25 protein-coding genes are annotated in these 25807 nt (G+C 65.5%); 8 read left to right on the top strand and 17 right to left on the bottom strand.

Annotated elements, in window-relative coordinates:
* Positions 1-27 precede the first annotated feature (27 nt).
* Positions 28-567 (bottom strand): winged helix-turn-helix transcriptional regulator, encoded by a 540-nt coding sequence (locus ABIC16_RS02420; RefSeq protein WP_354289908.1) that lies wholly within the window; start codon positions 565-567, stop codon positions 28-30.
* A gap of 127 nt (positions 568-694) precedes the next feature.
* Here ABIC16_RS02420 and ABIC16_RS02415 point away from each other — a divergent pair, with 127 nt between their 5' ends.
* The 3 genes from ABIC16_RS02415 to ABIC16_RS02405 all read left to right on the top strand — a co-directional run bounded on the left by ABIC16_RS02415 (position 695) and on the right by ABIC16_RS02405 (position 4346).
* Positions 695-1012, top strand: a complete 318-nt coding sequence (locus ABIC16_RS02415) for a CC_3452 family protein (RefSeq protein WP_277969999.1) — start codon at positions 695-697, stop codon at positions 1010-1012.
* Positions 1013-1144: 132 nt separating this feature from the next.
* Positions 1145-3235 carry a RelA/SpoT family protein gene (locus ABIC16_RS02410; protein WP_277970047.1) on the top strand — a complete coding sequence of 697 codons (2091 nt, stop codon included), beginning with the start codon at positions 1145-1147 and terminating at the stop codon, positions 3233-3235.
* Between the two features lie 112 nt (positions 3236-3347).
* Positions 3348-4346 carry an SDR family oxidoreductase gene (locus ABIC16_RS02405; RefSeq protein WP_354289907.1) on the top strand — a complete coding sequence of 333 codons (999 nt, stop codon included), beginning with the start codon at positions 3348-3350 and terminating at the stop codon, positions 4344-4346.
* A 25-nt stretch (positions 4347-4371) separates the two neighbouring features.
* Here ABIC16_RS02405 and ABIC16_RS02400 read toward each other — a convergent pair whose 3' ends face one another.
* Positions 4372-5655, bottom strand: coding sequence for a DEAD/DEAH box helicase (locus tag ABIC16_RS02400; RefSeq protein WP_354292238.1), 1284 nt, complete (start codon positions 5653-5655; stop codon positions 4372-4374).
* 261 nt (positions 5656-5916) lie between these two features.
* On the opposite strand from ABIC16_RS02400, the gene ABIC16_RS02395 reads away from it, so the two are divergent.
* The gene (locus tag ABIC16_RS02395) at positions 5917-7737 is read left to right on the top strand and encodes a DUF885 domain-containing protein (RefSeq protein ID WP_354289906.1); all 1821 of its coding nucleotides are present in this window, start codon (positions 5917-5919) and stop codon (positions 7735-7737) included.
* 146 nt (positions 7738-7883) lie between these two features.
* Positions 7884-8933, top strand: a complete 1050-nt coding sequence (locus ABIC16_RS02390) for a glycosyltransferase family 2 protein (RefSeq protein ID WP_277970002.1) — start codon at positions 7884-7886, stop codon at positions 8931-8933.
* On the opposite strand, the gene ABIC16_RS02385 is transcribed toward ABIC16_RS02390, so the two are convergent.
* Positions 8852-9595: a class I SAM-dependent methyltransferase gene (locus ABIC16_RS02385; RefSeq protein ID WP_354289905.1), complete on the bottom strand. Its 744-nt coding sequence runs from the start codon at positions 9593-9595 to the stop codon at positions 8852-8854. The two genes, ABIC16_RS02390 and ABIC16_RS02385, sit on opposite strands and share 82 nt — an antisense overlap.
* Before the next feature lie 33 nt (positions 9596-9628).
* Positions 9629-10078: a GtrA family protein gene (locus ABIC16_RS02380; protein WP_354289904.1), complete on the bottom strand. Its 450-nt coding sequence runs from the start codon at positions 10076-10078 to the stop codon at positions 9629-9631.
* 41 nt (positions 10079-10119) lie between these two features.
* On the opposite strand from ABIC16_RS02380, the gene ABIC16_RS02375 reads away from it, so the two are divergent.
* Positions 10120-11937 (top strand): AcrB/AcrD/AcrF family protein, encoded by a 1818-nt coding sequence (locus tag ABIC16_RS02375; RefSeq protein ID WP_354289903.1) that lies wholly within the window; start codon positions 10120-10122, stop codon positions 11935-11937.
* A gap of 65 nt (positions 11938-12002) precedes the next feature.
* Here the strand turns inward: ABIC16_RS02375 and ABIC16_RS02370 are convergent, their stop codons facing one another.
* From ABIC16_RS02370 to ABIC16_RS02330, 9 genes are all read right to left on the bottom strand, one after another.
* Entirely contained in the window at positions 12003-12434 is a 432-nt protein-coding gene (locus ABIC16_RS02370) for an ACT domain-containing protein (RefSeq protein WP_354289902.1), read from the bottom strand.
* A 58-nt stretch (positions 12435-12492) separates the two neighbouring features.
* A complete protein-coding gene (locus ABIC16_RS02365) occupies positions 12493-13113 on the bottom strand; it encodes a MarC family protein (protein WP_277970007.1) in 621 nt (206 codons plus the stop codon).
* A gap of 25 nt (positions 13114-13138) precedes the next feature.
* On the bottom strand, positions 13139-14014 hold the full coding sequence (gene folD / locus ABIC16_RS02360) for a bifunctional methylenetetrahydrofolate dehydrogenase/methenyltetrahydrofolate cyclohydrolase FolD (RefSeq protein ID WP_354289901.1): 876 nt from the start codon (positions 14012-14014) through the stop codon (positions 13139-13141).
* Between the two features lie 16 nt (positions 14015-14030).
* Positions 14031-14333, bottom strand: coding sequence for a YggT family protein (locus ABIC16_RS02355; protein ID WP_277970009.1), 303 nt, complete (start codon positions 14331-14333; stop codon positions 14031-14033).
* Positions 14334-14572: 239 nt separating this feature from the next.
* Positions 14573-15472, bottom strand: a complete 900-nt coding sequence (argB, locus tag ABIC16_RS02350) for an acetylglutamate kinase (protein ID WP_354289900.1) — start codon at positions 15470-15472, stop codon at positions 14573-14575.
* 21 nt (positions 15473-15493) lie between these two features.
* A complete protein-coding gene (locus ABIC16_RS02345; protein WP_277970011.1) occupies positions 15494-16168 on the bottom strand; it encodes a queuosine precursor transporter in 675 nt (224 codons plus the stop codon).
* 132 nt (positions 16169-16300) lie between these two features.
* Entirely contained in the window at positions 16301-16540 is a 240-nt protein-coding gene (locus ABIC16_RS02340; RefSeq protein WP_354289899.1) for a hypothetical protein, read from the bottom strand.
* A gap of 14 nt (positions 16541-16554) precedes the next feature.
* Positions 16555-16920 carry a DUF4440 domain-containing protein gene (locus tag ABIC16_RS02335; RefSeq protein WP_277970013.1) on the bottom strand — a complete coding sequence of 122 codons (366 nt, stop codon included), beginning with the start codon at positions 16918-16920 and terminating at the stop codon, positions 16555-16557.
* A gap of 90 nt (positions 16921-17010) precedes the next feature.
* A complete protein-coding gene (locus ABIC16_RS02330) occupies positions 17011-18135 on the bottom strand; it encodes a calcium:cation antiporter (RefSeq protein ID WP_354289898.1) in 1125 nt (374 codons plus the stop codon).
* Positions 18136-18265: 130 nt separating this feature from the next.
* Here ABIC16_RS02330 and ABIC16_RS02325 point away from each other — a divergent pair, with 130 nt between their 5' ends.
* Positions 18266-19276: a bile acid:sodium symporter family protein gene (locus ABIC16_RS02325; protein ID WP_354289897.1), complete on the top strand. Its 1011-nt coding sequence runs from the start codon at positions 18266-18268 to the stop codon at positions 19274-19276.
* A gap of 199 nt (positions 19277-19475) precedes the next feature.
* Positions 19476-20507, top strand: coding sequence for a class I SAM-dependent methyltransferase (locus ABIC16_RS02320; RefSeq protein ID WP_354289896.1), 1032 nt, complete (start codon positions 19476-19478; stop codon positions 20505-20507).
* Positions 20508-20530: 23 nt separating this feature from the next.
* On the opposite strand, the gene ABIC16_RS02315 is transcribed toward ABIC16_RS02320, so the two are convergent.
* The 4 genes from ABIC16_RS02315 to ABIC16_RS02300 form a co-directional block, all read right to left on the bottom strand.
* The gene (locus tag ABIC16_RS02315; protein ID WP_354289895.1) at positions 20531-21796 is read right to left on the bottom strand and encodes a NupC/NupG family nucleoside CNT transporter; all 1266 of its coding nucleotides are present in this window, start codon (positions 21794-21796) and stop codon (positions 20531-20533) included.
* Positions 21797-21984: 188 nt separating this feature from the next.
* Positions 21985-22725, bottom strand: coding sequence for a sigma-70 family RNA polymerase sigma factor (locus ABIC16_RS02310; RefSeq protein WP_354289894.1), 741 nt, complete (start codon positions 22723-22725; stop codon positions 21985-21987).
* Positions 22722-24773 (bottom strand): flagellar biosynthesis protein FlhA, encoded by a 2052-nt coding sequence (gene flhA, locus ABIC16_RS02305; RefSeq protein WP_354292237.1) that lies wholly within the window; start codon positions 24771-24773, stop codon positions 22722-22724. Before flhA ends, ABIC16_RS02310 begins: the two co-directional genes overlap by 4 nt.
* A 34-nt stretch (positions 24774-24807) precedes the next feature.
* On the bottom strand, positions 24808-25701 hold the full coding sequence (locus ABIC16_RS02300) for a lytic transglycosylase domain-containing protein (RefSeq protein WP_354289893.1): 894 nt from the start codon (positions 25699-25701) through the stop codon (positions 24808-24810).
* Positions 25702-25807: the final 106 nt, after the last annotated feature.

The following is a 25807-nucleotide window of genomic DNA, read 5'->3' as shown; positions in this document are numbered from 1 at the left end:
GCCATCCCCCATTGCGCAATCATCGCGTCATTCCGCGGCACGCACCGCCGCGGGTGTGGCTGTATCGTCGTCAGCGTCGTCGCCGCAACCGTGTTCCCCGCTGTCATCGACATCCTCCGGCAACGCCCATAGCAAATCGCGCTTGGTCAGCACGCGCCCGTCCCACGATCGCACTTCGATCGGACCGATCGGGCGTCGGTCGCGCGCATCGACCAGCACCGGGGACGCGCGGAAGCCGGTTTCCCACCGCTCGCCCCATTGCCGCAGCGCGAGCATCGTCGGCAACAGCGCCACGCCCTTCTCGGTCAGCTGATAATGGATCTTGCGCCGGTCCTTGACCATCGCATCGCGCGTCAGGATGCCGTGTTCGACCAGCCGCCCCAGCCGATTGGCGAGAATGTTGCGTGCGATTCCCAGCTCGGACTGGAATTCCTCGAAATGGTGCAATCCGTTGAACGCGGCGCGCAGGATCATGAAGCTCCACCGTTCGCCCATCGCCTCGAGCGCGGCCGGCAAGCTGCAATTGACCAGTTGTTCGCGCAAGGGTGCGCGGAGTTTTTCGTCCATGGTTCCGTATCGTATCCCATTTTGGCGGCACAAGGAAACCGATCCGCGGTTGTCCGTCCGTTTTCAGTTGCAACTAGCAACCTAGTTTGATAATTGCTGCATCGCAACGTTTCTTCGGGAGTCGTCCATGTCGTCTTTTTTCCGCGCTGCGGCGCCATTTCTGCTGCCCGCCCTCCTTGCAGTGCCGACGATCGGCCATAGCGCCGACACCGGCCCCTATTATGTCGCGACCCCCAGTGCTGCACCTGCACAAGAGACGCTGATTACCAGCGGCACGCTCTGGAAGTGGCATGAGCCCGCCTTCACCGCCGCCAAGGGACCGCAGCGCGAAGCGATCATGTGCGAGATGGTCGCGCAGCGCGCGGGCAAGCTCACCGCGTTCAGCGCGGGCGGAAAAGCGTTCGAGCCCGAGGCCCTCGCCAAGTGCAACACCCGCGCAAAGTGATCGCTGCCTGACCGCTAAGTCCTCCGAGTTGGTAGAGTTTTCTCTCCCGCGCGTGCATCGCGGGAGGGGTTTTTTCGGTTTGTTGCGCAAACAGGTTGCAAATCAAACCCTCACGACGCCATCTTGATCCGGATGTTGCGTCAGTATGAACTTGTCGATCGGGTCCTGGACTACGATCCTACGGCAAACGAAGCCCTGCTCAATCGCGCCTATGTCTTTTCGATGCAGGCGCATGGCAGCCAGAAACGGGCAAATGGCGACCCGTATTTCAGCCACCCGATCGAGGTGGCGGGGATCCTAACCGACCTGCATCTCGACGACGAGACGATCGCCACCGCGATCCTCCACGACACGATCGAGGATACCGTCGCCACGCCCGAGGAGATCACCCGGCTGTTCGGCGCCAACGTCGCGCGGCTGGTCGACGGCGTCACCAAATTGTCGAAGATCGAGGCGCAAACGGAGAACGAGCGCGCTGCCGAGAATTTGCGCAAGTTCCTGCTGGCGATGTCGGACGACATCCGCGTGTTGCTGGTCAAGCTCGCCGACCGGCTGCACAACATGCGCACGCTGCATTTCATCAAGAACCCCGACAAGCGCAAACGCATCGCGCGCGAGACGATGGATATCTACGCACCGCTCGCCGAGCGGATCGGCATGTACGAATTCATGAAGGAGATGCAGACGCTCGCCTTCGCGCAGCTCGAGCCCGAGGCGTATGAATCGATCACGATCCGGCTCGCGCAGCTCAAGGAGGGCGGCGGGGACCGGATCGCGAAGATTGGGTCGGGGCTCAAGCTGTTGCTGTCGCGTCACGGGTTGGAAGCGGAGATTTCGGGACGCGAAAAGCATCCCTATTCGATCTGGAAGAAGATGGCCGAGCGGCACATCAGCTTCGAGCAGCTGAGCGACATCATGGCGTTCCGCGCGATCGTGTCGAGCGAGGAAGCGTGTTACGAGGCGCTCGGCGTGATCCACCGCCGCTGGCCGATGGTGCCCGGACGGTTCAAGGATTACATCTCGACCCCCAAGCGCAACGGCTATCGCTCGCTCCACACGACGATCATCCACGCCGACAATACCCGCGTCGAAATCCAGATCCGCACGACCGCGATGCACGAGGAAGCCGAACTGGGCCTCGCCGCGCACTGGGCGTACAAGCAGGACAAGGTCCGCCCCGACACGCAGCACAGCTGGATCACCGACCTGGTCGAGATCCTCGACAATGCCGAGAGCCCGGAAGAGCTGCTCGAACACACCCGCATGGCGATGTACCAGGATCGGATCTTCGCCTTCACCCCCAAGGGCGAGCTCCACCAGCTTCCCAAGGGCGCGACCCCGATCGACTTCGCTTATGCGGTCCATACCGATCTCGGCGACCAGGCGGTCGGCGCGAAGATCAACGGACGCGTCGTTCCGCTCCGCACCACGATCGAGAATGGCGACCAGGTGCAAATTCTGCGCTCAAAGGCACAGGAACCGCAGCCAAACTGGCTCAACTTCGCCATAACCGGCAAGGCACGTGCGGCGATTCGACGTCATTTGCGGCAAAAAGAGCGTATCGAGACGCAGGCGCTCGGCCGCAAGATGTACGACGAGCTCGTCTCGCGCCTGCCCGCCCCGCTCTCGAGCGAAGCCCAGGCGGTCGCGCTCCAGCGGCTCAAGGTCCCCGACGAAGCCGCGCTGCTCGAGGCGATCGCACGCCGTCGCATCCCGGATGCGTCTGTAATGGAAGCTTTAATGCCGGGGTCGGCCGGCACCGAGGCGATGCGCGACCTCCCCCCGCAATCGAGCGCGATCTCGATCCTCGGGCTGACGCCGGGGGTGGCCTTCGATCTCGCCGAATGCTGCCACCCGGTCCCGGGCGACCGGATCGTCGGCCTGCGCCGCCCCGACGCGGGGATCGAAGTCCATGCCATTGATTGTGTTGTCTTAAGCGGCGCGGACGATGCCGATTGGGTCGATCTGTCGTGGGGCGACAAGTCCGAAGGCGCGACCGGGCGGATCTCGGTCGAGGTCAAGAACGAACCCGGCGCGCTCGGCACGATCGCGACGATCATCGGCGCGCAGAAGGCGAATATCGTCAACCTCCGGCTCGACAACCGCGACACCGGTTTCCACACCAACACGATCGACGTGGAAGTGCACGACGTGCACCATCTGATGCGTGTGATCGGCGCGTTGCGCGCGGCGGACGCGGTCAACGGGGTCGCGCGGGTATAACCAAGCCTCCGTTGAATTCTCTAGCGTTTTCAAATCTTCACGACGCGTACCGCGCTGAACCAAAGCCACCGCACCTCGTTTGTACCGCGACGAAGACGACGGGACAGCGGCAATGGACAACGGAACTTCACGACGCGGCGTGCTAGGCGCGGCGGCAATCGGCATCGGCGGGCTGGCGGCGGCGGCGCAAGGGGTAAGCGCCCAAGGCAGCGCCACCCCCCAGGGTGCCGCGCCCTTGCGGGATCCCCGCACCAAATACACCAACACGCCCTTCCCCGAACAGCGCCAGCCGTGGCCCGCGCTCCAGTCCAAGATGAATCCCAAACCCGATTGTGGCGAGCGAAGCTATCGCGGGTCGGGCAAGCTTGCCGGTCGCAAGGCGTTGCTGACGGGGGCGGATTCCGGGATCGGACGCGCCGCGGCGATCGCCTTTGCGCGCGAAGGCGCGGACGTCGCGATCAACTACCACCCCGACGAGGAGCCCGATGCGCGCGAGGTGGTCGACCTGATCCGTCAGGCCGGTCGCAAGGCCGTCGCGATCCCGCGCGACCTGCGCACGCTCGAAGGGTGCGAGGCGATCGTCGCGGCGGCGCGGAAAGGACTCGGCGGGATCGATCTGCTGGTCAACAACGCGGCCTATCAGCAATCCAAGGAGGATATCTTCGCGATCAGCGACGAGCAGATGGTCCGCACCTTCGAAACCAATATCTTCGCCTATTTCCGCATCGCCAAGGCGGTGGCGAAGGACATGCCGCCGGGGTCGGTGATCCTCAACACCGGATCGGTCAATTCGTACGATCCGGGGCCGGAACTGCTTGATTATGCGTCGACCAAGGGCGCGATCCTGATCTTTACCAAGGGGCTGGCGAAGCAACTCGCCAAGCGCGGAATCCGCGTCAACATGATCGCGCCCGGGCCGATCTGGACCCCGCTCCAGGTCGCGGGTGGGCAGTTGCCGGGAAAGATGGGCGAATTCGGGCAGGACACCCCGCTCGGCCGCGCTGGCCAGCCCGCCGAACTGGCGTCGCTGTTCGTGATGCTGGCGGCGGACGATGCCAGCTTCTCGACTGGCACCGCGGTCGGCGCGCATGGCGGCAAGGGGAGTCCGTAACCCCTTCCGCCCGGGTCGCTTTTGCTCAGGCGGCCTGTGCGGCCAGGCGCGCGGCGAGCTTTTCTTCTTCGGTCCAGATCTTGCGCTCCCGCGGTGGCTTGGGCGCCTTGACCTGCTTGACCGGACCGCCGCCCAGCACGGGCGCGCGCTTGGTCGAGTGCCGCGCGACTTCGCAATGCCATGCGTGATCGTCGTGTACGGCGAGCGTCCGCCCGATTTCGCGCTCGACGTCGTGGAGCCACGCGCGCTGTTCGGCATCGCACAGCGTGATCGCATGACCGCTGCGCCCGGCGCGACCGGTACGGCCGATCCGGTGGACATAGCTTTCGGGCAGGCTCGGCAGATCGTGATTGAACACGTGCGTCACCGTATCGACGTCGATCCCGCGCGCTGCGATGTCGGTTGCGACCAGAACCTGGACGGTTCCAGCACGGAATGCGTCGAGTGCGCGCTCGCGCTGACCTTGTGACTTGTTGCCGTGCAGCGCCTCGGCGGTGATTCCCGCCTCGGTGATGAACGCGCAGACCTCGTTGGCGATATTCTTCTGGAGCGTGAAGACGACCGCCTGGCCGATCTCCGGCGTCCGCAGCAATTCCAGCAAGGCGGCCTTCTTGTTCGCCGCATCGAGGAACATCACCGACTGCGCGATCCGGTCGACCGTGGTCGATGGCGGGGCGATCTCGACGCTTGCGGGATCGGTGAGGAGGCTCTCGGCGAGCGCCGCGATCGCCTTGGGCATCGTTGCCGAGAACAGCACGGTGTGCCGGTCCTTCGGCAGCGTCGCGACGAGCCGCTCGATCGGCTTAGCGAAGCCCATGTCGAGCATCTGGTCCGCCTCGTCGAGCACCAGCGCCTCGAGCGCGGACAGATCGCACAGCCCCTGGTCGACCAGATCGAGCAAACGCCCGGGCGCGGCGACAAGGATGTCGACCCCCGCCTTGAGTGCCGCGACCTGATGGAACTGGCTGACGCCGCCAAAGATGGTGGTCACGTTGAACGACAGGTGCCGCCCGAAGCTCTCGAACCCTGCGGCGATCTGCGACACGAGCTCGCGCGTCGGCGCGAGCACGAGGATGCGCGCGCCGCCCGTGGGGGCCGGGCGCGGATCGGCGGCAAGCCGGTGGAGCAGCGGCAATGCGAAAGCAGCGGTCTTGCCCGTGCCGGTCTGCGCCATGCCGAGCATGTCGCGCCCCTGCAGCAGCAGCGGGATCGACTGCGCCTGGATCGGCGTCGGGGTGGCATAACCTTCCTCGGCCAAAGCCTCGAGAATGCGCGGCGACAAAGCGAGATCGGCGAAGGTCAGGGTCATGATCACGAGGCGCCTCCAGCGCCGAGCAAGGCTGCGCCGGATAGGGCTTAGCGTAGGAGCGCGGGCAGGTAGGTTTTATGTTGCACTGCGTCAATCTCGAAAACCGTCCCTTGGAGGTTCTCTCTCGACGGCATCCCGAACGTCGGATGCACGTCGGTCGCTTCCGCTACCGTTTGCAGATTTTGCTCGTGCCCGTGCCTTGTCGATCCGGTCGACGCTGGTACGATCCCCCGAAAGATCGTCACTGGAAGGACAGCCCCCTTGGAACGCCGTACATTTTTGAGCGCGAGCAGCGCCGCTGCCGCGCTCGCGCTTGCGCCCCGTATCGCTGGTGCCGCAGCCCCCGCGGGTGACGCTGCGCTCAACGCGACCTTCCAGACGATCTTCGAGCAGAATGTTCAGGAATCGCCCGAACAGGCGAGCAGCCTCGGGCTCGACAAGGGTGCCAACGCCGCGCTGAAAACCCGCCTCGATGACCGCACCGCCGCGGATCGCGCTGAGGCGCTTGCGCGGACCCGCAAGGCGATCGCCGCAGTGCAGGCCGTTCCTGCAACCGGCCTGTCGCGCGCGGGCAAGCTCAACCGCGAGGTCGTTCTCTATTCGCTGACGCAGCGCACCGTCGGGCCGGAGAAGTTCGGCCTCGGCTCGCCCAATCGTCCCTATGTTCTGTCGCAACAATCCGGCGCCTATTACGAGATCCCCGATTTTCTCAACAGCACGCATACGATCGTCACCGCCGCGGATGCTGACGCCTATTGCGCGCGCGTCGACGCATTCGCGACCGCGCTCGACCAGGACAGCGCGATGCAGCAGAGCGAAGCCGCACGCGGGATCGTCGCGCCCGACTTCCTGCTCGACCTGACGCTTGGACAACTCGCGAAGCTGCGTGCGCCCGCCGCCACAGAAAGTTCGATCGTGTCCTCCGTCGCAACCCGCGCCAAGGCGCGCGGCCTGATCGGGGACTGGGACAAACGCACCGCCGCGAGCCTCACCGACAAGGTCTATCCCGCGCTCGACCGCCAGATCGCGCTGGTGAAGAAGCTCCGCGCGACCGCGCGCAGCACGGCAGGGATCGCCCCGCTCCCGCGCGGAAGCGAAATCTACGCCGCCGCGCTCGCCGCCGCGACGACGACGAGCTTCACCCCCGACGAAGTCCACAAGATCGGGCTCGAGCAAGTCGCGGACCTGAGCGCGCAACTGGATGCGCTGCTCAAGACGCAGGGGCTGACGCAAGGCTCGACCGGTGCACGACTGACCGCGCTCAACCAGCGGCCCGAACAGCTCTATCCCGACAGCGCCGCGGGCCGTGCCGAGCTGATAGCTGGGCTCAACACCGGTGTCGCCGCGATGCAGGCAAAGCTCGGGCAAGCGTTCCTCAACCCACCGTCCGCACCGCTCGACATCCGCGCGGTCCCGGTCGAAATTCAGGACGGCGCGCCCAACGGCTATTACAAGCGCGCCGCCCTCGATGGCTCGCGTCCCGCAATCTACTTCATCAACCTCAAGAACATCGAGAACTGGCCAAAATACACGCTGCCATCGCTCAGCTATCACGAGGGCGTACCGGGGCATCACCTCCAGCTCAGCCTCGTAGCGGCACTTGACATGCCGGTGCTACGCAAGCTCGGTTTCTTCAGCGCATATGGCGAAGGCTGGGCGCATTATGCCGAGCAGCTCGCCGAACCGCTCGGCGGCTATGCCACCCCGATCGAGCGTGCGGGCTATATCCAGTCGTTCCTGTTCCGCGCAGCGCGGCTGGTGGTCGATACCGGGATCCACGCCAAGGGCTGGAGCCGCGACAAGGCGACCGACTATTTCGTCGAAGTCGTCGGCTTCACCCGCGGACGCTCGCAAAGCGAGATCGAGCGCTATTGCGCGATGCCCGGGCAGGCGTGCAGCTACAAGCTCGGGCATCTCAGCTGGATGCGCGCGCGCGACAAGGCGCAGAAGATCCTGGGGGCGAAGTTCGACCAGAAGCAGTTCCACGAGGTGCTGCGCGACGGCCCGGTCCCGCTGACGATCCTCGAACGGCTGAGCGAAGAGCGCGCGCGGGCGCAGCTTGCAAGGACGCCGATCGTGTAACTTTGCGTCGGTCGTGCTTCGGGGCGGGCCGGAGCCCAAGTTTATGGGCAAGGTGCGCGTTGCTCTCCGGTCCTGCCTGCGCCGGAGCACGGCACGCCCAAACCGCCCGCTTCCCCTCAAACCGAAACACTTCTAGACCGGCGCGCATGACCCGTCCCGTTTCGGCCCCCGCTCTTTCCATCGTGATTCCCTGCTATAACGAAGCGGCGTGCCTCGACGTGCTGCACGCGCGGGTGGCCGCCGCGGCGCGTGCGGCGGTCGGGGACGATTACGAAATTCTACTGATCAACGACGGGTCGCGCGACGACAGCTGGGGCGTGATGCAACGCCTCGCCGCCGCCGACCCGCGACTGGTGGTGATCAACCTGTCGCGCAACCACGGGCACCAGCTCGCGCTGACCGCCGGGCTCGACCTGTGCAGCGGCGCGCAGATCCTGATCATCGATGCCGATCTGCAGGATCCCCCCGAGCTGCTGACCGACATGCGCGCGGCAATGGCGTCGCAAGGCGCGGACGTGGTCTATGCCGTGCGCCGCAAGCGCGACGGCGAGACGCTGTTCAAGAAAGCCACCGCCGCCGCTTTCTATCGCCTGCTCGACCGAGTCACCGACACCGCGATCCCGCTCGATACTGGCGACTTCCGCCTGATGAGCCGGCGGGCGCTCGATGCGTTCCTGTCGATGCCGGAGCAGGCGCGGTTCATTCGCGGGATGGTCGCATGGGTCGGGTTCAAGCAGATCCCCTTCCCGTATGACCGCGCCGAGCGGCATGCGGGCGAGACCAATTACCCCTTGAGCAAAATGATCCGGCTCGCGTTCGACGCGGTCACCGGCTTCTCGACCGCGCCCTTGCGGTTCGCGAGCCACCTCGGGCTTGCGCTGACCGCGGCGTCGCTGCTGCTGTTCCTCTATATCGCGGTCGGCTTCTTCAGCGGCAGCGCGGTCGCAGGCTGGACCTCGACGATGCTCGTCGTCGTGCTGCTCGGCGCGTTCCAGATGTTCGTGCTCGGGATGATCGGCGAATATCTCGGGCGGCTCTACGTCGAATCGAAGCGCCGCCCCCTGTATATCGTCGGCGATGTCGTCGGCCCGATCCAGGGCCGCGCGACGCTCGGTTATCGTGCCGAGGACGTCGCCGGCGAGAGCAATGTCACGATCGAAACGCCCGGCGACAGCGGGACCCTGCCGACCAAGTGACGCTCGAACCGGAAGATCGTCTCGAACAGGCGGTTGAGCACGGGCGGCGGGGGTGAATCGTCGCTGTCGTCGCGCCCGGTCATCCGCCCCGCCACGCGCGCGGCGGCGGCGAGCGGGAACAGCAGCGAATTGAAATAGCGCAACCCGTTCGAGCGCAATCCAGCATCGCCGATCGCCTTGGCGAGCGTCGCCTTGGAATAGCGCCGATGGTGGTGGTTGACGACGTCATGCGCGCTCCACATCCAACGATGCGCGGGCACGGTGACGAGGATCTTGCCGCCCGGTTTCAAACACGCCGCCATCGCACGCAACGCGGCGACGTCGTCCTCGATATGCTCGACCACGTCGAGCACTGCGATCAAATCATACGCACCGCGCTCGATTCCCGGCAGCGCGGGAAGCGGCGCGTTGCTGACCGGCTGGCCCAGCCGTTCCGACGCGATCGCGCGCGCAGCGGGGTCGATCTCGATCGCTTCGACCGTTCCGAACGCCGCGAGCATCGGAAGATTGTGCCCGGTCCCGCAGCCGATCTCAAGAATCCGCGCGTCCTTGGGCAACCCGCCCTCACGAGTCAGATAGTCAGCAAGAATGTCGCGCCGCGCGCGATACCACCAATGCGTCGAATCATGCGCCGCCATGCGGTCGTAGACGATTCTATCCACGGTCGGCTCTATTCCCGGTTGAAGCAATCCCGCTCATTTGAACACCAGCTGTCGATTGAGGAAGAAGGTCAGCGCGGTCGCCATGACGATCGCGGGCAATAGCGGCACCCACGCCGGATAGCCCAGCACTGCGGTCCCGAACCACGTGATCGCCGCGTTGAGCGCCATGCCCGATGCCTGCACCATGACGAACTGAACTTGCTGCTTGGCACCCGGATCGCGCGTGCCATGGCCCTTGAAGCTCCACCGGCTGTGGAGGAAATACCCCGCCGCCACCGCCACCAGAAATGCGAACGGCACCGCATAGACCGCGTGCTGCCGATCGAACACATACAGCGTCAGCGGAAGATACACCGCCGTATAGAGGACGGTGGACAGCCCACCGGCAACACCGAAGCGGATGATTTGTCCGAGCAAACCGCTCTCGCGCAAGCTCTGGATCTGTCTGTTGAGTGCCGTCACGGTCGCTTGCCCTTTACGCATGCCGCACTAGAGGGCGTTCTCGGCTTAGGAAAGCGTTTTGGATGAATGACGGTTCGCTGGCGCGCACGATAGAGCGCGATTGGGTTCGGCTGAGCCTGCTCGCCTGGGGGCTGATCGCACTCTATTACGTCATCAACCGCTGGACTGGGATCCATTTCCTCCAGCTCGGCGACACCGACGACAACATGCGGCTGATGCAGGTCCGCGCGTGGCTCGGCGGGCAGGGCTGGTACGACCTGCGGCAATATCGCCTCAATCCGCCGACCGGCTTCGACATCCACTGGAGCCGCATCGTCGATCTTCCGATCGCCGCGCTGATCGTGCTGCTGCGCCCGTTCGTGGGGGGGCGCGAGGCGGAGATGCTCGCGTGCGGGATCGCGCCGTTGCTGCCGCTGAGCATCACAATCCTCGGGCTCGGCGCGACCGTGCGGCGGCTGGTCAGTCCGGTTGCCTGGCCGCTCGCGATCGGGCTGCTGGTCTTCGGGTGCATCGCTACGATGCTCATGTACATGCCCGAACGGATCGACCACCACGGCTGGCAGCTCGCGATGCTCAGCCTGACGGTTGCCGGTTTGTGCGATCCACGGGGGCCACGCGGCGGCGCGATCGTCGGGCTGGCGAGCGCGGTGTCGCTGACGATTGGGCTCGAGATGCTCCCTTATGCCGCGATGGCGGGCGCGATTCTGGCGCTCCGCTGGATCTGGGACCGGAACGGTGCGCAGCGCCTCAGTGTCTATGCGCTGACGCTGGGCGGCGGATGCGCGATCGGCTACGCAGCGTTCGCCTCCTACGCCAATGCCGCTTTGCGCTGCGATGCGCTGACGCCGGTTTGGCTCAGCGTGATGGTGGTGGCGGGCGCGTTGCTGTTCGCGATGGCGTGGGCGAATCCCGCCAACCGCTGGGTCCGGCTCGCGCTCGCCGTGCTCGCGGGCGGGGTGATCGTCGCCGGGTTCGCCGCCGTCTTCCCGCAATGCCTCGGCCGCCCCGAACAGGTCTCGCCCGAACTCGCCGCGAACTGGCTCAACAACGTTCGCGAAGCCAAGCCAATCTACAGCCACCCGTTCCGCACCGCCTTCCCGATCGTCGTGCTGCCGATCATCGGCGTGATCGGCGCGGCGCTCGCGACGTGGCGCGCGCGCGGCACCGTGCGGGGCGGGTTGTGGGCGCCCGTGTTGCTGTTCGTCACCTTCGCTGCGCTGATGCTGTTGTGGCAGGCGCGCGCCGGGCCGGCCGCGCAGTTGCTGGCGGTGCCGGGGTCAGTCGCGCTGATCTGGTGGCTGGTGCCGGTGATGCTCGCGAGCGGTAACGTGTTCGTGCGCGTGTTCGGGACGGCGGCGGTCGTGATCGCCGCTTCGGGCAGTTTCGCGGGGGCGGTGATGACCCCGATCGACTTGCGCTGGACCGGGCTCAACCTGCGCTACAGCCCGCCCGACCGGCCGACCAAGCGCGTCCAGACGATCAACCGCGCGAGCGCCTTCTGCCCGACGATGACCGCAATGACCCCGCTCAACCGCATCCCGGCGGCAACCGTCTTCACCTTCACCGATCTCGGGCCACGGCTGATCACGCTGACGCATCACAATGCGATCGCCGGGCCCTATCATCGCAACGGCGATGCGATCCTCGACGTGCAGCACGCGTTCAAGGGAACGCCCGAAAACTTCCGCGCGATCGCGAAGCGGCATGGCGCGACGCTACTGCTGGTGTGTCCGAACATGTCGGAGTCGACAAATTACCGAGTGCGCGCGCCGAACGGCTTCTACGCGCAGCTCGCCCATCGCAAGACGTTCGACTGGCTTGAGCCGATCGACCTGCCGCGCGGGTCGCCACTGCGGTTGTTCCGGATCAAGCCGGAGTAAGCGATACACTGATTTTGATTCAGCCAGACTCACGCTGCCACTGGCCCTGCTACAGTCGAGCCAGATCAGTCCGTCAGCAGTAAGGCGCCAGCCTTTTGCTGCAGAGCAAGCAGGATTTCGATCGCTTGCCGTGCCATGGCTTCGGGAACGAACACGTTGTCATGGTGATAAGCGGCGACCATATTGCAGGGAATACCCGATTCCGCCAGCGCGGTTGCAACGCCAGCGGTCAACCCCACGCCGTCCAGCGCGGAAAACACTTCGAGTACGATCCTCGACATCGGCATTGAGAGATCGAAGCCGTGCTCGGCGGCATCATGCCTGGAGAGAACCAAGGCTGTGCCCTCGTCTTCGCGAAACAGCGCCAAACTCCGATTCCCCAGCGTGGCAAGCACCGCCGGGTCCTTGGTCATGCAGAAGATATAACTACCCGCTTTCAGGGTAGGTTGCATTCCAGCAAGCATGGCCTGTCGGTCGCGCACGAGATCATTGGTCATTCGCCACCCAAACGTTAGGATGAAGCAACATAGATTCAACCTATTTTTATCGCCTTAGTCACGCCAGACTCACCCGCACCCCGTCAATCACGAACTGCACCGCCAGCGCCGCGAGCAGCACGCCCAGCAACCGCGTGATCACCGCCTCGATCTTTGCGCCGAGCACCCGCATGATCGGCCCCGCCGCCAGCAACGCGACCAGCGTCAGCAGCAGGATCGTGATCAGCGCGGCCAGCACCACCGCCGAGCGTTCGATCCCCTCGTTGCGGCCCATCAGCAGCATGACCGAGGCGATCGACCCCGGCCCCGCGATCATCGGCATCGCCATCGGGAAGATCGACACGTCCTCGACCTCGGGGTCGCTCGCCACCTTCGCGGCGCGGTCCTCGCGGCGTTCGGTGCGTTTTTCGAACACCATTTCCAGCGCGATCAGGAACAGCATGATCCCGCCCGCGATCCGGAACGACGCCAGGCTGATCCCCAGGCCGTGCAGCAGCGCCTCGCCGAACAGCGCGAACACCAGCAGGATGCCCGACGCCACCAGCACCGCGCGAAACGCCATCGCGCGGGTGTGGGGCGGGGAAGCGCCTGCGGTCAGCCCGGCGTAGATCGGCGCGCAGCCGGGCGGATCGATCACCACGAAGAAAGTGATGAGCGACGAGATGTAGAGTTCGATCATGCGCGCGCCGCCGCCCGGGCGGGCATCACAGCGCGCCCTCGTCCAGCACCACGCCTTCGCGCCGCGCGGCCGACACCAGCGTGTTGCGGAGCAGGCACGCGATCGTCATCGGGCCGACTCCGCCCGGCACCGGCGTCACCGCACCCGCGACGCTCATCGCGCCCGCGAAGTCCACGTCGCCGACGAGCCCCGCTTCGGTCCGGTTGATCCCGACGTCGATCACGGTCGCACCGGGCTTGAGCCATTCGCCCTTGACCATCTCGGGGCGTCCGACCGCCGCGACGACGATGTCGGCGCGCTTGACCACGCTCGACAGGTCGCGCGTGCGCGAGTGCGCGACGGTGACGGTGCAGCTTTCGGCGATCAGCAACTGCGCCATCGGCTTGCCGACGATGTTCGACCGGCCGATCACCACCGCGTCGAGCCCGGTCAGGTCACCGAGCGCATCCTTGAGCAGCATCACGCAGCCGAGCGGCGTGCACGGCACGAACCCTTCGATCCCGGTCGCGAGCCGTCCGGCGTTGACCGGGTGGAAGCCATCGACGTCCTTGTCGGGGTCGATCCGCGTCGTCACCGCGCGCTCGTCGATATGGCCCGGCAGCGGAAGCTGGACGAGAATTCCGTCGATCGCAGGGTCGGCGTTGAGCGTATCGACCAGGTCGAGCAGATCGCCCTGCGTCACGTCGGCCGGCAGGCGATGCTCGACACTGACCATCCCGGCGCCGCGCGTCGCCTTGCCCTTGTTGCGAACGTAGACCGCGGAGGCGGCGTCTTCCCCCACCAGCACGACTGCGAGCCCCGGCGCACGACCGGTGGCTTGGGTGAACGTCGCGACTTGGGTCGCGATGCGCGTGCGGAGGCCGGCGGCGAAGGCCTTGCCGTCGATGATCGTAGCGGTCATGCCGTGAGGCTCCAGCTTAAAGCGGCGCGCCGACGAGCAGATGCGCGTCGTAATTGTTGAGAATGATGCTGATGATCTTGAGCGTCAGCAGCAGCGCGAACGGCGCGAGATCGATCTGCCCGAAATCGGGGAGGATCCGGCGGAACGGGCGATACAGCGGCTCGGTCCCGCGCTCGAGCCCGTTGTAGATCGAACGGACGAGCTCGTTATGCGTGTTGATGATGTTGAACGAGACCAGGAGCGACAGGACGACCTGGATCAACACGATCGTCGTGACCGCGCTGATCAGGACCTGCAATATCTGAATGATCGTGTGCAAAGCGGCGTCTCCGGGTTGAAGGGTGCGATCCTAGCGGTATCCCGCAGATGCGAACACCCCCTTAGCGTCTGGCCGGAGGCGTTCGTTTCGTGGTGCGCGCGGACCCCATACCCCCTCCGCCCCCGCCGTCATGCTGAACTCGTTTCAGCATCCACCGCGCAGCAGGCGCTGACCGGAGGTGCGGCACGGTGGGCCCTGAAACACGTTCAGGGTGACGGCCGAAGGGTAGGACGGATCGCTCAGCGGCGGACCAGCGTCCCCGCCCCGCGGTCGGTGAAGATTTCCAGCAGCATCGCATGCGGCACGCGCCCGTCGAGGATGACCGCCGCCCCCACGCCGCTCTCGACCGCATGGACGCACGTTTCGAGCTTGGGGATCATCCCGCCCGAGATCGTCCCGTCGGCGCGCAACCGCGCGACGCCCGCTGGATCGAGATCGGTGACCAGCTCCTTTTGTTTGTCGAGCACGCCGACCACATCGGTCAGCATGAACAACCGCTCGGCGCCCAAGGCGGCGGCGATCGCGCCCGCCATCGTGTCGGCGTTGATGTTATAGGTGTGCCCGTCGGTGCCGATCGCGATCGGGGCGATCACCGGGATGATTCCCGCCGCGGACAGCGTGTCGATGATCCGCCGGTCGACGCCGACGGGCGTGCCGACGAAACCCAGATCGACGTGCCGCTCGATCCCCTGCAGCGTATCGGGCGTTTCGCGCCCGACCTTCACCGCGGTGACCAAGTTCGCGTCCTTGCCCGAGATCCCGACCGCCCGCCCGCCCGCCTGGCCGATCCAGCCGACGATTTCCTTGTTGATCGAGCCCGCCAGCACCATTTCGGCAATCCGCGCGGTTTCCGCATCGGTCACGCGCAGGCCGTCGACGAAGCGCGATTCGACGCCCAATCGCTTGAGCATCGCGCCGATCTGCGGCCCGCCGCCATGGACGACGACCGGGTTGATCCCGACCGCTTTCATCAGCACGACATCCTCGGCGAAGTCGCGCGCGGCTTCGGGATCGCCCATCGCATGCCCGCCATATTTCACGACGAAGGTCTTGCCGGCATAACGCTGCATGTACGGCAGCGCCTCGACCAGCGTTTCGGCCTTGGCGAGGAGCGCGGGAGCGGGGGAATGATCGGTCATGCGCGCGCCTTATCGCGGAAGTCAGTCGCGATCCAGTCGCCGCCCGATCCCGACCACCAGATAGATCAACGGCGGCACCAACACCGCGGACAGCGTCACCTTCGCGAGCATCTGCCCGGCGAGCAGCGATCCGATCGGAAACACCCCGTAAAAGGCGATCGTCACGAACAGCAATGTATCGACGATCTGGCTGAGGATGCTTGAAATCCCCGCGCGCAGCCACAACAGCCCGCCCTTTTCGTTGCGCTTGAGCCAGCTGAAGATCGTGACGTTGAGCGTCTGCGAAATCCCATAGGCGACGATCCCGCCGAGCCAGATCCGCGGCGTGCCCCCCATCATCAGCGCGAACGCATCGCGCCGCGCGGGCTCCATCGCGGGTGCGGCGGGGGCGGCGAGCACCGCAATCGACAGCAGGATCGATGCGATCAGCGGCACGAACCCGATCTGCACCAGCCGGTTGGCAACGCTGCGCCCGTGAAGCTCCGCCACCGCGCTCGACACCACGACGAGGAGCAGGAACGCAAAGATCCCGGATTCGACCGCAAGCGGCCCGATCCCGACCAGCGGCCCGAGCAGCGAGATCGGCCCGAGCGAGACCTGCTTGTTGCCGAGCACGCCCGCGATGCAGACCATGCCGCCGTAAAAGATCGAAAAAGCGAAAAGCGAACGCGAGATCGCAGGAGCAGGTGTCGTCATCGTCGAAGACGCTAGCGGATCGCCGCCGAAAAGGGAATCGCTTCCCCTCCCCCCTGTTCCGACACGTTCGGTGGGGAACAAAGGGGCCGGTACCGAAGCGCAGTGCGCACCAGACTGGCCCCTCGCGCTCGTTCAATCGGCGGTGGCCATCCCTTGCTTGCGGGCGCCCACGATCATTTTCCTGGCGATCCCACGCACACCTTCGTCGTCGCGCGTCGCGTCGGTTGCGGGGTCGCCCAGATGGTCCAGGCTCCCCTCGAGATAGTCGAGCAGCCCCGGGTGGTTGTCCTCGACATATTCCATCAGCTTGAACAGCAGATGCTCGGTCGCGATCTCGCGCTGGCGGACCTGGACGGCGGTGTCGTCGCGCATCACTGCCTCCTGGTTCATTGCTCGACCGACTTGGTCAGGACCGGGGTTTGCTGATGCTGGACGACGCGCCAGACTTCATGCTCCAGACGGCGGATGACCGAGCTGCAATGCGCTTCATACGCCTCGTCACCGCGCTGCGCATGGACGTGATAGCCGATCACGATCAGCCCTTCCTGCGGACGCGACACCTGTCGCTCGGTCAGCTCCGCGCTGTCCCAGACGGGTGTATCCGCGACCGCGTCGATCGCCTCGGTGCCGCGCAGGACGAACGGCGGGCGCGGCAATACCATGACGACTTCGGCATCGACCTTCTCGCGATAGTTGTCGGGCCCTTCGGTCCAGAGGCTTTCCTCGAAGCTCCACAAGCGGGTGTCGTCCATGTCCGTCTCTCCATTGGTTGATGGAGGAAGGCCGGACGAGCCAAAACGTTCCGCAGGATCGTGCGATACGCGACTGGAAAGCAATGATTTTTACGGAACGATCGTGGTGAACAGATAGGCTGCGAAGATCACCAGATGGACGACACCCTGCAACACCGTCGTCCGCCCTGTGCCAAGCGACAAGGTCGCGACGAACAGCGAAAGCGCCAGCAGCGTCATCCCCTTGGGGTCGACCCCCAGCGACAGCGGCAGGCCCAATACCAGCGACACGATCGCCACGCTCGGGATCGTCAGCCCGATCGTGGCGAGCGCGGAGCCGAGCGCGAGGTTGAGGCTGGTCTGCAGCCGGTTGCGCTTGGCGGCCTTGTACGCGGCGAGACTCTCGGGGGCGAGCACCAGCGCTGCGATCACGACGCCGACCACCGCGAGCGGCAGTCCCGCGCCGACCACTGCGGCCTCGATCGTCGGGGAGAGGGTCTTGGCAAGCAGCACGACCGATACCAGCGCGACGAGCAGGACGGCGAATGCGATTCCCGTCGCGCGCGTCGATGGCGGGGCGGCGTGATCGTCCTGATCGTCGCTGGCGGGCAGGAAGTAATCGCGGTGCCGGACGGTCTGAACGAGGATGAACGTGCCGTACAGAAGCAGCGACACCACCGCGACGAACACGAGCTGCGACGGCGCATAGGTCGGCCCGTTCGTCGAAGACGTGTAATTGGGCAGGACCAGCGACAGCACCGCCATCGCGGTCAGCACGCCGAGCGCGGCGTTCATGCCGCTGAGCGTGAAACGCTGTTCGACATGCCGCGCGGCACCCGCGACGAGACACAGTCCGATGATGAAATTGAGGATGATCATGATCGCGGCGAACACCGTGTCGCGCGCAAGCTCGGTCGCGCCGCCGGTGTCCGAGAGCATCAGCGACACGATCAGCGACACTTCGATCACGGTCACCGCGATCGCCAGCACCAGCGTCCCGAACGGCTCGCCGACCTTGTGCGCGATGACCTCGGCATGATGCACCGCCGCGAGCACGCTCGCGATCAGCACGACGACCGCGACGGCGGTGCCCGCCAGCCCCATCTTGGCGACGCCCAGCAGCGCCGCGAGCAGCCCAAGCGCGGGCGCGACGAGGGTCCATAACGGCAGCGCCTGCCGGTCGGACATGGCGCTGTATTGCGGCACGACCCCGTCGTGCGCGACTTCGATTTGCATAAGCAGTCCCTTGTTCACTGACAGACGAATGGTTTGGGTCGCGGAAAGGTCCGAAATCGTTCGAGGCGTCCCGGCGTTCGTCCGGGGCACGATCATTGAGCATCGCGCCCTTGCCGCGTAGGGGCGCGGCATGACCAGAATCCGTTCGCTGCTCGGTCGCTTGCCGATCGATCCCTATATGTTGCTGCTGATCGGAACGGTGGTGCTCGCCTTCGTCCTCCCCGCCCACGGCGTGGGGCAGACGATTGCCGAGGATAGCGTGCTGGTCGCGGTCGGATTGCTGTTCTTCCTCTACGGCGCGCGATTATCGCCCGCGGCGGTCTGGGCCGGGATCACGCACTGGCGGCTCCAGTCGCTCGTGCTCGCCAGTACGTTCGTGATGTTTCCGATCATCGGCCTTGCGGCCTATTGGGGTACGCGCGGGTGGTTGCCCGAGGGGATCGCGATCGGGTTGCTGTATCTGTGCCTGCTGCCCTCGACGGTGCAGTCGTCGATCGCGTTCACGTCGATCGCGCGGGGCAACGTGCCCGCCGCCTTGTGCAGCGCATCGGTCTCCAACCTTTTGGGCGTAGTGGTGACGCCGTTGCTCGTCGCGGCACTGCTTCAATCGGCGGGGAGCGGGTTTTCGCTCCACGCGATCGAGGGAATCGCGCTCCAGATCCTGCTGCCGTTCATTGCGGGACAAGCGGCGCGTCCGATGATCGGCAGCTGGCTGGCGGCGCACCAGACCCTGACCTCGGTGATCGATCGCGGGTCGATCCTGCTGGTCGTCTATACCGCGTTCAGCGCCGGGGTGGTGGCGGGGGTGTGGACCAGCCTGTCGTCGATCGACCTGGCGATCGTGGCGGCAATCGCCCTCGTGATCCTCGCGCTGATCCTTGGCATCACGACGGGGATCAGCCGCTGGCTGGGCTTCTCGACCGAGGACGAGATCGCGCTCGTCTTCTGCGGGTCGAAGAAGAGCATGGCGAGCGGATTGCCGATGGCGACGATCCTGTTCGCGGGGCATTCGGTCAGCCTGATCGTGCTGCCGCTGATGCTGTTCCACCAGATCCAGCTGTTCGTCTGCGCCATCCTTGCGCGGCGCTATGCGCGGCGGGAAGAGGGTGTGGCGGACATGGGTGCCCCTGCGCGGTCCTGACTGGCGCGCGCAGATCTCGTCAAGTTGCGCAGTTCAAGTCGCAACCTTCACCAATGCTTTGGTACGACCGCAATCGATTTCTTGTAACAAACCAGAAACACGCATGTATCGGTGGCCATAACGCGTGGTACCTTGTGTGCAGGGTAGTATTGCGGCGTCCTGAAATATAAAGCCCATCGTAACTTTTGAGGGGTGGGGCATGAAGTTTTGGGAATTTTGGGAAAAGCATAGACTTCGCGTACTTACACGGCTGGTCGACGATAAGAACCGCCCGACGCGCAACGCGCTGGCCGACATTGCCAAGAATGTCCGGTTGATCGAACTCAACGTCAAGGCGTTCGGCTATGATCTCGCAATGCGGCTTGCGCAGGAACTTCCAGTCCGCACCGATACCGTTGCAACGTACGTCGGGCTTGCTTCCAAGGCGTCGACTCAGGCCGATATTGAAAGCGCGTGGTGCGCGCATTGGGCGGCGCAGTTGAAGACCCCGGTAATTTACCACCGCAAGTTGTGGGAACTGACCTATGTGTTGCAGGCGCTCCACGAGCACGGTCTGCTTACGGCGGGGATGCGGGGCCTGGGGTTCGGCTGCGGTCGTGAACCGATTGCGAGCTATCTGGCGTCGCGGAGCGTTGCGGTGACGGTAACCGATCTTGCCGAAGAAGAAGCGCGCGCGCGGGGCTGGGTGGCGACCGATCAACATCTTGACACGCGCGAGACCGTGTTCTTCGCGCATTTGGTCGATCGCGCCACGTTCGACACGCTGGTCGATCACGCGGTGGCCGACATGAACCTCATCCCGGCGCACCTCACCGACTATGATTTCTGCTGGTCAACATGCGCGATGGAGCATCTGGGCAGCCTGCAGCACGGTCTCGACTTTGTTGAGAATGCGCTGGCAACGCTCCGTCCCGGCGGTGTCAGCGTTCATACGATGGAGTATAACGTCGAATCCGACGGCCCGACGATCGACAATTGGGTGACCGTTCTGTTCCAACGCAAGCACCTTGAGGCACTCGCCGAACGGCTGTCCGCCAGGGGGCATCAGGTCGCCACGCTCGATTTTGACGTCGGCAACCAACCAATGGACCGGTTCATCGACGTCCCGCCGTGGCTTCACGATCTGCCGCAGGAGTATCGCGACCGGCTCGGCGATCCGTATCACCTCAAGATCGGGATCGACGGGTTCGTGTCGACCTGCTTTGGGATCATCGTCACCAAGGCAGGATAGCGCACCACCCTGTCGCGGGAGTGTTACCCCAGCAACAATCCCGCGAGCGCCGCCGACATCAAATTCGCGAGGCTTCCCGCCGCCAGTGCGCGCAACCCGAGCTTGGCGATCATCGGGCGCTGATTGGGCGCGAGGCTCCCGGCCGACGCCATCTGGATCGCGATCGACGAGAAATTGGCGAAGCCGCACAAAGCAAACGTCACCACCGCGGTGGTGTGGGGCGACAGATTTCTCATCTTGCCGAGATCGATGAACGCGACGAATTCATTGAGCACGATCTTCTGCCCGAACAATTCGCCCGCCGCGCGCGCCTCGGTCCACGGAATATCGAGCAGGAACATGACGGGCGCGAAGACGAAGCCAAGCATCCCCTGGAAACTCAGATCGGGATAGCCGAACCACCCGCCGATCCCGCCGAGAATCCCGTTCGCCAGCGCGACCAGCCCGACGAACGCGAGCACCATCGCGCCGACCGCGACCGCGATCCGCACGCCCGTCTGCGCGCCATTGGCGGCGGCCATGATGATGTTGGCGGCGCGTTCTTCCTCGAGCGCCTTCTCGGCGACGTGGAGCACCGCTTCTTCCGGGTCGTCACCGAGCGGAAGCTCGCCCGCGGGCGCAGTGGTCTCGTCGGGCATGATGATCTTGGCCATCAGCAACCCACCCGGCGCCGACATGAACGATGCGGCGAGCAGATACGGCAACGCGCCCTGCCCCAGGAAGGTCGCGTAAGCGAGCAGGATCGTCCCCGCGACGCCCGACATCCCGACCGTCATCACCGCGAACAGCTGCGGCGGGGTCAGCCCGGCGAGATAGGGGCGGATCACCAGCGGCGATTCGCTTTGCCCGACGAAGATGTTGGCGGCGGCGCACAGCGCTTCCACCTTGGATACGCCGATCACCTTCTCGATCGCGCCGCCGACCCAGCGGATCACGAACTGCATGATCCCGAGATGGTAGAGGATCGACACGAGCGCTGCGAAGAAGATGATGACGGGAAGCGCCGAGAAGGCGAACGCCGTCCCGAAGGTCGGGTCGCTCGCGAGCCCGCCGAAGATCGTCGTGGTGCCCGCCTTGGCATAGCCGAGCAGGTTCCACACCCCGCGCGACATGCCCTCGATCGCTTGCCGACCGATCGTGCTGTGGAGGACCAGGATCGCGATCGTCACTTGCAACGCGAACGCCGCGCCGACGACGCGCAGCCGGATCGCGCGGCGGTTGGTCGACAACAGGACGGCAAGCCCCAGGATCACGACGATACCCAGAATGCCGATCGGAAATTTGTCCACGTATTCCCCGCAGTTTCGCGCGCACTCCCCAAAAATTCGGCGTGCAACGGGGGCGGACCATACACGTGAGGGCGGATAGGGCTAGAGGGCGGGCCGGGAAATGCGGCTGTTCTCGCTGCGACAGTTTACCGCGGCCCGAGGATGGCCGGAACGATTCTGTGTCAATGCGGCGCAGCGGAGCGCACGCTCTACCCCAGCATCGCCTTCTTGAGCTTGGCATGCGCCGCCGCCTTGATCTGGCAGACGCGCGCCGACCCGACGCCGATCACCAGCCCGATTTCCTCGAGGTTCATTTCTTCCACATAATATAGCTGGATCACCAGCGCCTCGCGCTCGGGCAGCGCGGTGATCGCAGCGATCAGCGTATTGCGTTCCTCGCTCTGCGAAAGCTGCGCGAACGCATCAGGCTCGTCGCTCGCGAACCACGGGCCTTCGTCCGAATAGAGATCCTCGATCGGCTCGAGCCGGACCGGCTGCGCGTTCGCATAATCGATCCGCAGTTTCTCGCGCGACACGCCGAGCCGCGTGGCGACCGCCGCCTCCTCCGGCGCGTGGCCCAGCTCGGTCGTCATTGCGGCAACGGTTTGCGTATACATCCGCTTGCGCTGCATCGCGCCGCGCGTGAGCGTGGCGGAGCGCCGGAGCGCATCGATCATCGCGCCGCGCACGCGCGTCATCAGATATTGCTCGAACGTCACTTGCCCGCGTTCCTCGAACGCGCTCGCCGCCTCGACCAGCGCGACCAGCCCGATCTGGACGAGATCCTCGACCTCGACCGAGGAGGACATGCTGCCATGGACGTGCCAGGCGATCCGCCGGACCAGCGGCAGATGCTTCTTCGCGAGCAGCTTGAGATCGGGCGCGGCGGCGGTGCGGCCATAGACCAGCGGCTGGGCATCGCTGAAGGCGGTGGGCGAAAGCTGCATCATGCTGGCAGGGCTCCGGGAGCGCCGATCACGGCGACGACTTCGACGGCTTTTTCTTCCGGCACTTCAAAGAAGCTCATCACCGGAATGTCGGGCAGGCAGGTCTTGACCAGCTTGCGGATCGCGACGCGGATCGCGGGCTGGACGACGAGCGCGAACGGCTTCGCCTCGTCGACCAGCGGCTGTGCCGCGCGTTGCAGCGCATCGACGATGCGACGGCCGAGATCGGGCTCGATCGTGTGGCGGCGCGACGGATCGGCGCGCATCGCCTGGCCGAGCAGCCCCTCGAGCCCGCCCTCGAGCGTCATCACGCGCAGCGGCTCGCGCACGCCGCAGATCTTGCCGATGATCAGCCCGCCGAGATCGGGGCGGATCGCCTCGATGATGTCCTCGGCGTCGGCGGTGCGCTGTGCGGCGACTGCGATGGCGGCGGCGATCCGGCGGAATTCCTTGAGCGGGATGTTCTCCGCGAGCAGTCCCTTCAGCACCTGCGTCAGCGTGGTCAGCGGCAGCGGGTTGGGCGACAGCGAAGCGACGAGGCTGGCGGCGCGGTCCTTCAACCCGTCGAGCAGCGAATGGACTTCGTCGGGGCCAAGCAGCTCGGCGGAATGTTGCGTCAGCTGGTGGTTGAGGTGCGTCGCCATGACGGTGCCCGGATCGACCACGAGATAGCCCGCGCCGGTCGCGGCATCGGCGTCGCCCGCCGCGATCCACACCGCATCGAGCCCGAAGGTCGGGTCCTTCGCAGGCTTGCCCATCAGCCCGCCGATCGCCTGGCCGGTATCGAGCGCGAGCATCTCGTCGGGCGAGACGCTGTCCTCGCCGACCACGACGCCACCAACGATGATCCGGTAGGTGTAGGGCGGCAGGTTGATGTCGTCGCGGACGCGGACCTGCGGGATGACGAAGCCCATGTCCTTCGATAATTGCCGGCGGACTCCGGTGATCCGGCCCATCAGCGGCGCACCGCGGCGTTCGTCGACGAGCGGCACGAGGCCATAACCGATGTCGAGATTGACCTGCATGAGGTCGGACACTTCGTCCCAGCCGATCTTCGAATGATCGACCGGCTCGGGCGCGACGATTTCGACGGGTGCAGGGCGAAGCGACGCCTGACGCATCTTCCACGCGGCGAACCCGGCGAGCCCGGCGGCGGGGAGGATGATCAGATGCGGCATCCCCGGCATCACCCCGAGCAGCCCGAGGATGATCGCGACCGGCGTCCAGGTGCGCGCCGAGCCGAACTGGCTGCCGATCTGGCCCGCCAGATCCATGCTGGAAGTGACGCGCGTCACGATCGCGGCGGCGGCGATCGACAGCATCAGCGAGGGGATCTGCGCGACGAGCGCATCGCCGATCGCGAGCAGCACGTAATTATGCGCCGCGTCCGCGATCGTCATGCCGTGGCTGACGGGGCCGAGGATCAGCCCGCCGACGATGTTCGCCGCGAGGATCAGCAGGCCGGCGACCGCATCGCCTTTCACGAACTTGGACGAACCATCCATCGAGCCGTAGAAATCGGCCTCGGTCGAGACCTCGATCCGGCGCGCCTTGGCTTCGTCTGGGGTGATCAGCCCGGCGTTGAGATCTGCATCGATCGCCATCTGCTTGCCCGGCAGCGCGTCGAGCGTGAAGCGTGCGGACACTTCAGACACGCGGCCCGCGCCCTTGGTCACGACGATCATGTTGATGATCACGAGGATCGCGAAGACGAACAGGCCGACGACATAATCGCCGCCGATCAGGAAGGTCCCGAACGCCTCGATCACATGGCCCGCCGCGCTCTCGCCCTCATGCCCGTGGACCAGCACGACGCGGGTCGAGGCGACGTTGAGGCTCAGGCGGAACAGCGTGGCGAACAGCAGCACGGTCGGGAAGGCGGAGAAATCGAGCGGCTTCTGCGCGTTGAGGCTGACCATCAGCACCGCGAGGCTGATCGTGATGTTCATGATGAAGAACACGTCGAGCATCGCCGCCGGGATCGGCACGACCATCAGCACGACGAGCAACAGGATCGCGACCGGCAAGGCGGCGGAGCGCAACAGCGGCATCACGCCACCGGTCTTGGGGGACAAGGCCACTGGATCAGGCTCCCATCGTCGCGAGCATCATGTACGCGAGCCGCGCGGTATTCGGGGTCGGGCGGAGCAGGCTCGCGGTCTCGGTGCGCGTGCCCGCCAAACTGCTTGTGCCGCTCAGCTGCGCGAGCGTGTTCTGCGCCCAGACCGCGGCGTTGGAGGTCGATTGCTCGCCATTGCCGGGAATGACGTCCGCGCCCCATTCGCCGAGCCGCGTCGCGGACAGGCCCGAGGTCGCATCGATCGTCTGCGGCGCGCCCGCGGCATCGAGCTTGGCGGCGAAGCGGTTGTAGATTTGCGAGAGCGAACGCGGCGCGCCGGTCGAATCGTAGAAGACGTTGCGATTGGCGTTGGCGGCGGCGGGGAACATCGCCGCGCCGCTACGATCGGGGTTGGCCTGCATCGCGGTGAGGAACTGGCGTGCGCCGCCGAGTCCGAGGAAATGCGCCATATAAAGATCGGTGCTGGTGGCGCTGCGCCCGAGCGTTCCCTCGATCGCGCCCTTATTGTCGCTGGCGTGCTCGGCGGCCATCAGCGACGCGGCGGTGGGGTCGTTGCGCAGCGACAGGATCGCCTGGCGCGTCGCGGGATCGCTCACGACCGCCTTGCCGCTCGCGCTGGTCGAGATCGCGTTCGCCGCCCAGCCGAGGCCGTGCTCCGCGCCATGCGCCTTGACCACGCGAAGCCAGCTCTGGTCGACGAACTGATACAGCCCGCTCGCGCTCGAGGACCCCGAATGCGCGTTGGCGCGCATTCCGCTCTCGAGCTTGGCCTGGCCCATCAGATAGCTGAAATCGATGCCGGTCTTCTGGCTGGCATTGGCGATCGCGTTGCGAATCGACCCGCCCGCGCCGCTCGCGTCGGCAGCTCCGTTCAGGATGGAAAGCGGATTGAAAGGCATTGGTCCCCGGCTTCAGGTCCGCGTCAGACGGACAGCCGGTGATCAGCAAGAGACGTGCCAGTTTTTAGAGTGCTGTTTCCCCGACAAAGCCCGGGAAGCAGAGAGG

Source organism: Sphingomonas sp. PvP055 (genome assembly GCF_040546365.1).
GTDB lineage: Bacteria > Pseudomonadota > Alphaproteobacteria > Sphingomonadales > Sphingomonadaceae > Sphingomonas > Sphingomonas echinoides_A.
This window is presented reverse-complemented; position numbering and strand designations above follow the sequence as displayed.